13 protein-coding genes are annotated in these 13249 nt (G+C 41.7%); 12 read left to right on the top strand and 1 reads right to left on the bottom strand.

Translation table 11 applies throughout. The features are described from left to right. Positions 1-85 precede the first annotated feature (85 nt). The 11 genes from J8M01_RS01630 (at position 86) to J8M01_RS01580 (ending at position 9062) form a co-directional block, all read left to right on the top strand. Positions 86-499, top strand: a complete 414-nt coding sequence (locus J8M01_RS01630) for a type IV pilin protein (protein ID WP_312037099.1) — start codon at positions 86-88, stop codon at positions 497-499. Continuing rightward, positions 486-950, top strand: a complete 465-nt coding sequence (locus tag J8M01_RS01625) for a GspH/FimT family pseudopilin (protein ID WP_210995750.1) — start codon at positions 486-488, stop codon at positions 948-950. The genes J8M01_RS01630 and J8M01_RS01625 overlap by 14 nt, the downstream gene beginning before the upstream one ends. Next, positions 947-1375, top strand: coding sequence for a prepilin-type N-terminal cleavage/methylation domain-containing protein (locus tag J8M01_RS01620; RefSeq protein ID WP_247670930.1), 429 nt, complete (start codon positions 947-949; stop codon positions 1373-1375). The genes J8M01_RS01625 and J8M01_RS01620 overlap by 4 nt, the downstream gene beginning before the upstream one ends. Then, positions 1375-1896, top strand: coding sequence for a prepilin-type N-terminal cleavage/methylation domain-containing protein (locus J8M01_RS01615; RefSeq protein ID WP_210995804.1), 522 nt, complete (start codon positions 1375-1377; stop codon positions 1894-1896). The genes J8M01_RS01620 and J8M01_RS01615 overlap by 1 nt, the downstream gene beginning before the upstream one ends. Beyond that, on the top strand, positions 1896-3671 hold the full coding sequence (locus J8M01_RS01610; protein WP_348772705.1) for a polymer-forming cytoskeletal protein: 1776 nt from the start codon (positions 1896-1898) through the stop codon (positions 3669-3671). The genes J8M01_RS01615 and J8M01_RS01610 overlap by 1 nt, the downstream gene beginning before the upstream one ends. Before the next feature lie 175 nt (positions 3672-3846). Next, on the top strand, positions 3847-4410 hold the full coding sequence (locus J8M01_RS01605; RefSeq protein WP_210995749.1) for an RNA polymerase sigma factor: 564 nt from the start codon (positions 3847-3849) through the stop codon (positions 4408-4410). Then, positions 4403-4876: a hypothetical protein gene (locus J8M01_RS01600; protein WP_211056784.1), complete on the top strand. Its 474-nt coding sequence runs from the start codon at positions 4403-4405 to the stop codon at positions 4874-4876. Before J8M01_RS01605 ends, J8M01_RS01600 begins: the two co-directional genes overlap by 8 nt. Positions 4877-4885: 9 nt before the next feature. Continuing rightward, positions 4886-5830 carry a DUF4097 family beta strand repeat-containing protein gene (locus J8M01_RS01595; RefSeq protein WP_210995747.1) on the top strand — a complete coding sequence of 315 codons (945 nt, stop codon included), beginning with the start codon at positions 4886-4888 and terminating at the stop codon, positions 5828-5830. A 128-nt stretch (positions 5831-5958) separates the two neighbouring features. Beyond that, the gene (dnaB, locus tag J8M01_RS01590) at positions 5959-7338 is read left to right on the top strand and encodes a replicative DNA helicase (RefSeq protein WP_010365611.1); all 1380 of its coding nucleotides are present in this window, start codon (positions 5959-5961) and stop codon (positions 7336-7338) included. A 29-nt stretch (positions 7339-7367) separates the two neighbouring features. Next, a complete protein-coding gene (gene alr, locus J8M01_RS01585; protein ID WP_211056783.1) occupies positions 7368-8447 on the top strand; it encodes an alanine racemase in 1080 nt (359 codons plus the stop codon). Positions 8448-8639: 192 nt separating this feature from the next. Next, positions 8640-9062 carry a secondary thiamine-phosphate synthase enzyme YjbQ gene (locus J8M01_RS01580; RefSeq protein WP_192508886.1) on the top strand — a complete coding sequence of 141 codons (423 nt, stop codon included), beginning with the start codon at positions 8640-8642 and terminating at the stop codon, positions 9060-9062. A gap of 464 nt (positions 9063-9526) precedes the next feature. On the opposite strand, the gene gorA is transcribed toward J8M01_RS01580, so the two are convergent. Then, positions 9527-10888 (bottom strand): glutathione-disulfide reductase, encoded by a 1362-nt coding sequence (gorA, locus tag J8M01_RS01575; RefSeq protein ID WP_211056782.1) that lies wholly within the window; start codon positions 10886-10888, stop codon positions 9527-9529. 272 nt (positions 10889-11160) lie between these two features. Here gorA and prlC point away from each other — a divergent pair, with 272 nt between their 5' ends. Then, a complete protein-coding gene (gene prlC, locus J8M01_RS01570) occupies positions 11161-13209 on the top strand; it encodes an oligopeptidase A (protein ID WP_211056781.1) in 2049 nt (682 codons plus the stop codon). Positions 13210-13249 lie beyond the last annotated feature (40 nt).

Raw genomic sequence — 13249 nt, 5'->3', positions numbered from 1 at the left:
GTATTAACTATTTGTAACTCAGTCTATACTATCTGTCCCTGTAATTGGTTTTATGACAGCGTTATCATTTGTTTTTGGAGTTTTTGTGCAATTACGTTTATCAAAAGGGTTTACCTTAACTGAGTTACTTATCTCAGTATTGATAGTGGCTGTGCTTGGTAGTTTAGCTATGCCATCTTATTTTGAATATGTGCAAGAAAGTCGGCGCTCAGAAGCGCAACAAAAGATGTTGCAAGTGGCTGCATTATTAGAGCGTATATACTCTAGAAACGGTGGGTACCCTGATTCATCACAATTTAACATTACTTTGACGACGCAAGGTTACAACTTTAAATACCTTAACCAGGATAAACCGCAAGATGGAGGGAATTTTCGTAGCCGCGCATTTACTCTTTCTGCAGTCGCAATTGCGGGAGGACCGCAAATTACAGATAGGTGTGGCACTTTGACACTTAATCATCAAGGGGTGAAAGGAGCAGTATCAGATGACTGCTGGTAACAAGAGAGAAAACAATGGGTTCACATTGATTGAACTCATTATTGCTCTTGGGATCATTGCAATTTTATCGGTGTTGGCTGTGCCATCTTTCACGAAGCAAGTAAAACAAGATAGGTTGATTAACAGTGTTAATCAACTAAGTGCAGTCTATAAGTTTGCGCGAAGTGAAGCGGTTAAGAGCGTCGAAACAATTACTTTATCTAGAAGTGATAATAGCTGGTTGGTACAGGCGACACGAGATGGAAAAGCGGTCACATTAAAGCGCTTTGATCCACTGCATGCAACCATCGAAATCGATTTAGTCGATCGTATTGTGCGCTCTACAGGGGAACTTAATTTGGCGAGTAATATCTTAGTATCAGACAAAGATGACTCAACGGCTGATTTTCGTTTGTGTATTTTACAAAGTGGACAAAGCTGGGTTGGTAAGGCTGTTAATAATTGCGCATGAGAAAAAATGGTTTTTCACTTTTAGAAGTTATGGTGTCCATGCTTGTTGCTGGGCTTGCTTTGTTGGGACTGGCTGCAACACAGCTTAAATCTTTGCAATTTGCAAATAATAGTTTTGATTACACCATGTCTTTAGTGCAAGGGCAAAATGCCATTGAACGTTTATGGGTTAGGGCATGTCGATTACAGCTAGGCACTTTGCTATTAAGCGATGAAAATTTACAAACTTGGTTGGGCCCAGATCCTTCATTGACCTATCATTACTCAATCACTTTGCCTGATACATATGCCAATGAAATGCAAGTTACAGTAAGTTGGCAAGATAAACGTACTGACAATGAGTTTAAAGAAAATAATAATATACAAGATCAGATCACACTCAATGCAAGTTATATCACCCTTGATCCAGGGTGTACTCCTTTGTGATGAAAGTACATGGCTATACCTTACTTGAATTAATGGTCGCGATGGCTGCGGGTATGTTTTTATTAGCAGGGGTAAGTATGTCATACTCTGCTATTAAGAGTACCATCGTAGTGACCCAAGAGCTTTCGCATGCACAGGAGGTCGTCCGTTATACCAGTCAAGTGTTTACGAGAAGCATAAAGCAAACAAATATTCTCCCTCGCATTGAAAATAATGGTTCCGAGCTGCACATAGATCAAGATGCGCAAATCCTCTCATGCCAAGGCACTATTCCAGCTAGCGCGTATACTGAGCTATATACCTTGAATGAGGGTTATCTTGTGTGCTCGGTAACGTTAACTGGCAACCCTGCTTCAGTACCGGTTAACTTGTTACGAGGTGTACAAGCACTCAATTTTACGAGCTCAGATAGCGGGTTATTAATCAAAGTGACTGTAACACCAGATAATGTACCAACACAGTTTGCCAATGGCATTGATATTGATATCGCGGTGACGCGCATGATAATGGCGGATTTTTAGTGAGCTTCATAAATCATAAGCAGCACGGGTTTACACTCATCAAAGTGATGTTACTGAGTACTATGGCGAGTGTGGTGGTGTTTGGCGCTTTACAAGAAGCAATTGTTCAAGAGCGTCTCACTGGTAACTTTCAAAAAGATTTAAATGCACGGTTACTTGCAGAGAAAGGCGTTTTCGATAGTGCGACAGCGATTAAAGAGGCTATAAAAAAAGACTCTAGTCTGACAATGGAAGATTTGTTAACTCAGTTTGGCACCCAAACTGGAGTCGGTGGGCTCAAAGGGGGTGATGCACAATATAATGCACTCATTACTAACCCTGAAGACAGCATCGTTGAAATTAGCAGTCATGGCTTTCGCTATCATGAAGACGCAAACAGTTATTTAGTTGCACAGTTTGATTATATCCCCGCAGAAAATGAATCTCCATTTGCTAATGCAGTGACTGGGTGTAAAGGCGTTAATCTATCTGGTAGTGGGTCGGTAGATAGTTATGATTCATCACAAGGCACTTATGAGCAGACAAAAACAAATAATGGTGACGTTAATACGGTTATAGGGGATTCTGATGTTGTTATTAATGGTCACTCTCCCATTAAAGGAGATGTTAAAGCCTCAGGGATTGTATATTTAAAAGGTTCTTCACCTGTTATAGGGAATGTTCAGTCTAATACTGGCGTTGATATCTCATCTGGTGGGGGTCTACGAGTTGAGGGGAATGTACTTTCCCGTGGCTTTGTGACGCATCGAGGTGGCAGTATATCTGGATATGTTCGAGCACATGGTGATGTTACTATGAACTGGGGAAGTGATATTCTAAACTCGATAACGCCGACAGAACTTGATATTCGCTATGGCGGCACAGGCACCTTCCAAACGGGCAGCGCTTTTGAGCAAAATGGTGTCCATTACTCCGATGAAATTTATCAATTTGACCCAACTCAAGAAACCGTTGTCGAACCGGTTAAAGTATACGACCCAACGTCACCAGATTATGACCCTGACAATCCAGATAAAGAATGTGATCCGCTTGCCCTACCTTTAAATATGCCCAATGTTATGGGTGATACCAGTACGTATTTAGATTTTTCAGTGGGACCACAGGAAGAGTATACATTTACACCACAGCGTGGATATTTTACTAAAAGTGCAACTGATAAAGGGTTTTGGAGTTCAAAAGTACATGATATTTACATTTTTGACGTGACGAGACAAAGTCATGGTTATTCTGATGTAGATAATGAATATGTTTTTGGAATGAAAAACTTTAGCCTTGGAAGTAATGGTAAAATTGTTGTCGACGCGGGCAATAATGGAGGTGATGTAATTTGGTTAGTCGATGGTGATTTTACATTATCGGGGAATACCAGTATCACTATTACAAAAGATACAACCTTAACGGTATTTGTTACGGGTAAGGCAAAGTTTGGCGCCAGTGCAAAGGTCATTACTGAACAGGAAGGCGTGGCGAAGACAGGGCATATGGTGTTTAGTATGTACTCTTCATTTGTCGGAGCTGATGGAATTATCGTCAATGGTGCCGCAGATATGTATGCGTCTATTTATGCACCTCTTACTTCGATTAAGTTATCTGGTAGTGGTCAGTTGTATGGCTCGGTACGAGGTGCAGTGATCAACTCATCAGGAGGCAGTGGCGTGCATTTTGATGAAGCATTAAAGCACGTTAAAATTGGCGCAGGTCAAACAGGAGGAGAAGGAAAACTCGAGTTTAAAGGTTGGTTTTATCGACATCCGGCAGCATTACCAAATCAGTAGCTAAAACCTTAAAGTTAGAAGGCTTTAACCGTTTTATATTTCTATTTATTCAGTTTTTCTCAAAAAAATTCATTTCATTTAAACCTTTTCTAATCCATTTGGCCTCTTACTTTATAACTTGAAAGTTATATTGGTTTATATCAAGCTAGGCTTAATATAAAAAAGGAACACGAGAATGTTAATTGATGCCCATCAGGCATTTGCGAAAACATCGGATGAAAGTGCCTGCGAGGAGTTAATAGGCCGAGTGCAGCAAGGTGATCAAGCTGCATTTGCTCAGCTGTATGCCCAACACAACCGACGAGTATATGCATTGTGTCTGCGGTTATTAGCCGATCGACATTACGCCGAAGATGTAACGCAAGAAGTATTTGTGCAGCTTTGGTATAAAATATCGCAATTTAAAGGTCAGTCAAAATTTACAACTTGGTTGCACAGTGTAACCAGCAACATTGCTATTAGCTATTTGAGAAAACACAAACACTGGCTACAAAAAGTAGTGAGTATTGAAAAATCAGGTATGGATGAAACTAGTATCGCATTGTGTAAGGGGCTCAATGGGCTTGATAAGTTAGTGCTAAGGCTGCCAGAGCGAGCAAGGCTGGTATTTGTTTTACATGCAGTTGAAGGATATCGACATGAAGAGATTTCAACCATGTTAGGAATGGCGATAGGCTCTAGTAAATCACAATATCATCGGGCGAGAAAATTACTACAGGAGTGGTATGAGAATGAGTAAACCAGAATTTGATCATTTTGTTGAACGCTCCCTCGCACAACCAAGTGAGATTCAGCCTGAAAAAGATTTATGGCCAGGCATAGAGCATGCAATTGGTAAACCTGTTACAGATCAAAAGCCTCATAATATCTGGCCAAAAGTATCTGGCGTAGCGGCGTGTTTTATTGCGGCATTGGTTACTTGGCAGGCTGTTATGGTCCAACCAAAACATGATGCAATGGCATCAATGACGCACTTCTTTGATCAGCAAAAGCAAACTTTGCTTGTTCAATATGAACAACAACCAGCATTGGTAACCGGTTGGCAAACGCAGTTACAAGAGTTAGAAAATGCGGAATTGGCGATTAAACAAGCCTTGGAGAATGACCCGCAAAATGCCGCATTATTAAAAATGTTGGCCCAAGTATATCAGCAGCAATTAGATTTAATAAACAAGGTGCATACACCGCGTTGGCAACAAATTTAGGAGAATAATATGAAATATACATTAGTAAGTTTAGCAATGTTGCCGTTATCGGTATTTGCTGGAGATAAAATTAATGAGCAAATTAATATACCCAATGGCGGCAAGGTACTGATTGAAAATCAACGAGGTGACGTGACAATTAATGCATGGGACCAAGATGTATTTAAAGTAACGGGCACACTTGATGATAAGGCACTTGGGTTTTCACTTGAAACACAGGGTACGGTCACTGAGTTTATTGTCAAAATGCCAAAACTGAACCGAGGTTGGAACCATGGGAGTGGACAAGGTTCTAACTTAAAGATTTATATGCCAAAAAACAGTGAGTTGAGCTTTGAAGGCGTGAATGTTGATGTGTCTGCATCCAATTTGATCGCCGGTGCACAAATAAAGACTGTTAACGGCAGTGTCAAAGCGGATAAATTAACTGGCAAAGTTTCTTTGGAAACCGTCAATGGAGATGTCGATGCGACAGAGCTATCTGGAAATATTCGCTACGAAACAGTTAACGGAGAAATTGAAGATAGAAACTCGCAAGGCAAACTACGCTTTAATGCGGTTAATGGTGACATCGAAAGTACCACTAGCGCGACAGAGATTCGCTTAGAAAATGTGAATGGGGAAGTTGATTTAAATATCAAAGAGTTGAATGAATTACGTTTGAATACCGTCAATGGAGAAATAGATATTCGTGTTGCAAAAATGGGCGATAATGCCAGCATTAATATGGACACTGTGAGTGGAGATGTTCGGTTGTTTTTCCCACAAGATGTTTCTGCACGTTTCGACATAGATGCGCATTCAGGTGGGCATATCGTCAATGGATTAAGTTCTGACAAAGTTAAGAGAGCCAAATATGGCCCCTCTAGAGAACTCGAGTTTTCAATTAATGGTGGTCGTGCTGACGTAGAAGTTGATACTGTTAGCGGGCGAATTGAACTTAAGAAAAACTGATCAATGGTGCCGCTATGCGATGGATAGCGGCACATCACTTAAATCTTAATCACATCTGGTGATTATTCCTTTGCAGTTATCACGCTAAGAGATAAAATAGCCCTCTTATTTGTAAAAGATGTAGTGCTATGGCCAAACCAGATCTCCAAGTCGATTCGTTAAAAGTTCCTCCTCACTCTATTGAAGCTGAGCAGTCTGTGCTTGGGGGATTAATGCTCGACAATCAAGCATTTGATAGAGTTGCTGAACATGTGGTGGCACAAGACTTTTATACACGCACACACAAGCTGATTTTTGAAGCGATGGAAAAGCTGGTTGAATTAAGTGAGCCCATTGACTTAATTACGATTTCTGAGAATTTAGAGAAAAATAATCAGCTTGCTATGGTTGGCGGGTTTGCTTACTTGGCTGAGATTGCAAAAAATACCCCCAGCGCTGCAAATATCGATGCGTATGCCAATATTGTTCGTGAGCGTGCGGTAGTTAGAGAGATGATTGGTGTTGCAAATGAAATTGCTGAGGCGGGCTTTAATCCGGAAGGACGAGATAGTCACGAACTATTAGATCTGGCTGAAAGCAAAGTATTTAAAATAGCCGAGCAGAGAACAAAAAGCAGTGAAGGTCCACAAAGCCTACATAATATACTTGAAAAAACCGTTGATAAAATTGAAGAGCTTTACCAATCTCCGCAAGATGGTATTACAGGGGTGAGTTCCGGCTATACCGATTTAGATAAAATGACAACCGGCCTGCAGCCATCAGATTTAATTATAGTTGCAGCTCGTCCATCTATGGGTAAAACGACATTTGCCATGAACTTGGCTGAACATGCAGCAATGACACAAGATAAACCTGTGTTGATTTATTCACTCGAGATGCCCTCAGAACAGATCATGATGAGGATGCTGGCTTCGTTAGGACGAATTAATCAAACGAAAGTACGTACAGGTCAGCTTGATGATGATGATTGGGCAAGATTATCGTCTACCATGGGGTTACTTATGGAGAAAGGCAAAATGTATGTGGATGATGCGTCAGGTTTGACACCGACAGACGTACGTTCTCGAGCACGACGTATCGCCCGTGACCACGGTGGTATTAGTATGATTATGGTTGACTATTTGCAGTTGATGCGAGTGCCTTCTCTATCAGATAACCGTACTCTAGAAATTGCTGAAATCTCTCGCTCCTTAAAGGCGTTAGCCAAAGAGCTACAATGTCCGGTGGTGGCGTTATCACAGCTGAACCGTACACTAGAGCAACGGGCAGATAAACGACCGATTAACTCAGATTTACGTGAATCAGGGTCCATAGAGCAGGATGCGGATTTAATCATGTTCATTTATCGCGATGAAGTTTATAACGAGGACAGTATGGATAAAGGGGTGGCTGAAATCATTATTGGTAAGCAGCGTAATGGGCCTATTGGTAAGGTTAGGTTAACATTCCAAGGGCAATACTCTCGGTTCGATAACTACACAGGTCCTGCTGTTGATGATGAGTATTAAGTAGGCCCGACGCTATTGAGTGAGATGTAATGAGATTAGCGACTGCTGAAATAGATTTATCTGCGTTATCATATAATTTAAAGAGAACTAAAGCACTGGCGCCAAATAGTAAAGTTATGGCGGTACTGAAAGCCAATGCTTATGGTCATGGCTTAGTGACTATTGCACAGCACCTACATGAGGCAGACGCGTTTGCTGTAGCGAGAATTGATGAGGCATTGGCATTGCGCGCTGGCGGGGTTACCAAACCCATCGTGTTGCTAGAAGGGTTTTTCAACCAAAGTGATGTATCCATTTTATTGGCTAATAACTTTCAAACTATCATCCATGATGAGAACCAGCTAGTTATGCTAGAGCAAGCGCAGTTAGACTCCCCAATTGCAACGTGGCTAAAAGTAGACACAGGAATGCACCGTTTAGGGATTGCACCTGCGCAACTCAACGCATTTTATCAGCGTTTGAAAAAAACTGAAAATGCCAAACCAGCTGTTTATTTGATGACCCACTTCCCATGTGCTGATGATGTTAAAAATGATCGTACTGCGCAACAGATCCGTGAGTTTAAGCAGCTGACGCTAAATTATAATGAACCCTTGTGTTTGGCAAATTCGGCGGGAATATTAGGTTGGCGTGATAGCCACTGTGACTGGATAAGGCCCGGATTAATGATTTATGGCGTATCTCCGATGTTGCACTGCATTGGTAGAGATCATGGCTTGAAGGCGGTGATGCGCCTCACTACTAAAGTCATTGCAATTCGGAGTATCTTATCTGGAGAATACGTCGGTTATGGTGGTCGTTGGCAAAGCGAGAAAAATACCCAGCTTGCAATTGTGGCTATGGGGTATGGTGATGGCTATCCAAGGCATGCGAAGCACGGCACACCCGTTGTAATAAAGGGCGAACGATACGGCATAGTAGGCAGTGTTTCAATGGATATGATAACGGTCGATATTGGCGGTAATGATGGCATGATCCAAGTGGGTGATGAAGTTGAGATGTGGGGAAGGGCCCTACCAGTTGAAGAAGTTGCAGCATGTGCCGATACTATCCCTTATGAACTGCTATGCAATATCACACCAAGAGTCAGTTACGAATATATTAAATAAGCTATGAGCCCCTTGTTACGACAGGTTTTACAGTATTAGTCTATGTCATCTTGCAACGTCGTAATGCTCTGACGACTTGATACATAATCTCTCTGTTCAGCTAGGAAAATACACAACTGGTTATAATAACATAGTATTAATAAGTCATAAATATGGCTAACTTAAGCCATTACATTTAGGCAGGTTTTTATCATGTGGATTCAAAAAGAAATCACCCTACAATCGAAGTCACGCGGCTTCCACTTAATTACAGATGAGCTAATCCAGAAAATCCCAGAACTGCGAAAAATTAACGTAGGAATACTGCACCTATTCATAAGACACACATCAGCATCGCTGACGATAAATGAAAATGCAGACCCGACAGTTCGTACTGATTTAGAATCGCACTTTAATGTAATAGTCCCAGAGAACGCACAATATTATCAGCATACTTATGAAGGAAGCGATGATATGCCAGCACATATAAAGTCTACTATCATCGGAACAAGTCAGTCCATACCTGTATCAAATGGAAGTCTCAATTTAGGAACTTGGCAAGGGATTTATCTTTGCGAACATCGTAATCAAGGCGGAAAGCGGACGATAGTTGTCACTTTGAATGGCGAATATTAGGTTTAGTACTGATAGTTCAATTAATAAACCTCAGCTCTGGATAAGCGAACTTGCCCAATAAAGCTATTTTTCTCACTCTCGGCGTTGCTTTCATTTGTAATAGCCCGCTATTACTGTATAAAAGCGCCTTGATATTGAACAAAATACCATCATTGAATTGTACGTAAGTTTGTTTACAAAATATTTCCTATTCCAAAACCCTTATCCAAACCTGAGGTTAACTAGGTCGTTGAATCATAGGTTTACTGGAAGTAGGTATTGATGGTTTGCATTGTAGAAGGTTGGGAAACCACCTAACTCAATAGGTTTATTTAATGAAGGCTTAGGGTGTATATGTGAAACACTAATTGAAGATGAAATGGAAACGTACGCAATACAAACTCCCCTCATTAAAAAACAAGCTCTTTAATGAGGGGAGTTCCGTTTTCTAGAATTACGTACATGTGTAGGATGCTTTTCCTACGCTAACCCGTCATAGTAACAAATTCTTCGCTACCCGTTGGGTGTATGGCAACAACCGCATCGAAGTCTGCTTTCGTTGCGCCCATTTTCATGGCTACCGCGAAACCTTGGATCATTTCGTCTACCGCAAAACCAATACCGTGTAAGCCAACCACTTTTTGTTCAGGGCCGACACATACTAATTTCATTTTGCATGGCTGGCGGTGGGCTGTTACAGCTGTGTACATAGCAGCAAAAGAGGAGCTATATACGGTGACTTGCTCTTCACCATATTGGGCAATTGCATCTGGTTCAGTTAAGCCAATAGTGCCAATAGGCGGATGGCTGAATACCACAGTAGGAACTAGGCTGTAATCCATTTTAGCGTCTGGAAGCTCAGGGTTAAACAAACGCTCGGCCAGCATACGACCTGCTTTAACTGCAACTGGGGTGAGTTCAATCCCCCCTTCCATAATGTCGCCTAAGGCATAAATGCCAGAAACAGATGTGTTTTGATACTCATCGACTTTGATAAAACCACGTTGGTTGGTGTCAACATCGGTTGCTTGTAGATTAATCAAATCAGTAACAGGCTCTCGGCCGATGGCCCAAATAAGTTGCTCAACATTGTGACTTTCACCATTTTCTAAATGTAAAGTGACTGAGCCATCTGCTTCTTTGGTAATTTCTTTAGGTGTTGAATTGGTGTGGAGTGTTGGACCTTCTTTCTCCATCACTTCGGTCAGTGTCTCAACAATGAGCGGATCAAAACTACGTAGCGGCGCATGCTTACGTACAAATAAATGGGTGTCGGTTCCTAAACTGTGCAGTACACCGGCAAGCTCAACGGCAATATAACCAGCGCCAATCACCGCGACACTGCGCGGCTGTGTGTTGAGTTCAAAGAAACCATTAGAATCAATGCCGTGCTCGGCACCAGGGATATCTGGTACTGAAGGGCGACCACCTACAGCAATGCAAATATGGTCAGCGGTATATTGCTCGCCATCCACTTCTACCGTTTTATTATCGATAAATTTGGCAAAACCATTGATCACGGTCACGCCATTTTTTGCCAAGTAACCATTGTAACCTTGGTGAATACGGCCAATATAGGCTTGGCGACTTTCCACTAATTTCGCCCAGTCGAAATTTTTCAGTTCTACATCAAAGCCATAATCTGGTGCATAGAGCTTGATGGCTTCAGCCACCTGTGCACCATGCCACATTACTTTTTTAGGCACACAGCCAACATTGACGCAGGTTCCACCCATATGTTTGGCTTCAATGATGGCTACTTTTGCGCCACGCATTGCAGCACGGTTAGCAGAAGCGATACCACCACTTCCTCCGCCAATAGCAATATAATCAAAATGTTGAGCCATAATTTACCCTTAAAATTAAATAATATGTTCTACGCTTAAAGTAGTAAGACCATCAAGCTGATGAAAAAATAACAGTGTAATACCAAATTGCACAAATATCTGACATTTCTATGTAATGGCAGTGATTTAAACGCAATGATTGAATTGCACCTTGCTGTGATTGATATGTGTAGAGGGGCTGTGGGCGCGCGCTACAATTCATTATTACTTCTTGAAATAGCGATGTTTGCCCCAATTTCAACATCTATATGAAAAAATAATAGAGAGATGACATGAGCAATCCATTAATTGGGCTAGAAGGCCTACCTCCATTTTCGCAGATCCAGCCAGAACATGTAGTACCAGCCCTAAAAGAAGCGATTGCTCACTGTCGTCAAACGATAGATGATGTATTGAAAAATTCAGACTTCAATTGGGATAACTTGGTAATTCCAATGGAAGAAGCGGATGATAAATTATCACGTATGTGGTCACCGGTTTCTCACATGCATTCAGTGGTTAACTCCGATGCATTGCGCCAAGCGTATGACGAGTGTTTACCATTGATATCAGAGTATTCAACGTATTGTGGCCAACATCAAGGGCTATATAATGCGTACAAAGCTGTGAAAGATTCTGCTGATTTTGCCACTTTAACCATTGCACAACAAACGACGATAGATAATCAGTTACGCGACTTTGCACTATCGGGCATAGCCTTGAATGAAGCGCAGCAAGCACGTTATGGCGAAATTAGCGCGCGTTTATCAGAGCTTGGGGCTAAGTTTGGTAATAACGTGATGGATGCGACACAAGCATGGCAGAAACACATTACAGACGAAGCCCTATTATCAGGTTTACCTGAGTCAGCTTTGGCACTGGCTGCGCACACAGCGCAGAGTAAAGAGTTAGAAGGCTGGGTATTTACCTTAGATTTTCCTTCCTATTTACCGGTTATGACCTATGCCGATAACCGTGAGTTACGCGAAGAAGCCTATCGCGCATTTTCAACGCGCGCATCAGATCAAGGGCCACATGCCAATGAATTTGATAACTCTGAGATTATGGCTGAAACCTTAGCATTACGTCATGAAATAGCACAATTGCTTGGTTTTGACAGCTATGCAGATAAATCATTAGCGACAAAAATGGCAGACACGCCAGAGCAAGTATTTGAATTTTTAAATGACTTAGCCGGAAAATCACAATCTCAGGCCAAAGGTGAATTAACCGAATTGCTTGCGTTTGCTAAACAATCTCATGGTGTCAGCGAATTGCAAGCGTGGGATTATGGTTACTATGGCGAAAAACTGAAGCAAGAGAAATATGCAATTTCTGATGAGCAATTACGCCCATATTTTCCTGCTAACAGGGTTTTAGGAGGGTTATTTGAAACGGTAAATCGCTTATTTGGTATTAAAGTCACTGAAATTACTGACTTTGATACGTACCACTCAGATGTGCGCTTTTTTGCGATACATGACCAATCAGGTCAGTTGCGTGGTCATTTTTATTTGGATTTGTATGCTCGTGAGCACAAGCGTGGTGGTGCATGGATGGATGATTGCATGGGTCGAAAAGTGCGGGCCAATGGCGAACTGCAAACGCCTGTTGCATATTTAGTGTGTAATTTTAACAAAGCGGTGGGCGACAAGCCAGCGTTGTTTACACACAATGAAGTCACCACTTTATTTCATGAGTTTGGTCATGGTATTCATCATATGTTGACCAAAGTTGATGCTGCGCCTGTGGCAGGCATTAATGGCGTTGCATGGGATGCAGTGGAATTGCCCAGCCAATTCTTAGAGAACTGGTGCTACGATGAAGAAGCGCTGAGCTTTATTTCGGGGCATTATGAAACCAACGATGCTTTGCCTAAAGTACTCCTAGATAAGTTATTGGCGGCTAAAAATTATCAGTCTGCGATGCAAATGTTGCGTCAAATTGAGTTTAGTTTATTTGATTTTCATATTCATGCCGATTACCAACGTGATGAATCATGCCAAATTCAGCAAGTGCTCAATACCGTAAGGGCTAAGGTAGCCGTGGTTAAAGCGCCTGAATTTAATCGTTTCCAGCATGGCTTTAGTCATATTTTCGCCGGTGGTTACAGTGCGGGTTACTACTCTTACAAGTGGGCAGAAGTGCTATCAGCGGATGCATTTTCTAAATTTGAAGAAGACGGCATATTTAACAAACAAACCGGTCAGGCTTTTATGGAAAATATATTAGAGAAAGGTGGTTCGGAGTCACCGATGACATTGTTTACCCGTTTTCGTGGCAGAGCACCGCAAGTAGATGCATTGCTACGTCATTGTGGAATAGAGGTTGTTGGCGCATAACCGAGCGCCAATTTAACATGCGTTATAAAATAAAAGCACC

It is taken from the genome of Pseudoalteromonas sp. MMG005, from assembly GCF_018101015.1.
Classification (GTDB): domain Bacteria; phylum Pseudomonadota; class Gammaproteobacteria; order Enterobacterales; family Alteromonadaceae; genus Pseudoalteromonas; species Pseudoalteromonas aurantia.
The sequence above is the reverse complement of the archived record's forward strand: the minus strand, read 5'-3'. Positions and strand labels throughout refer to the sequence as shown.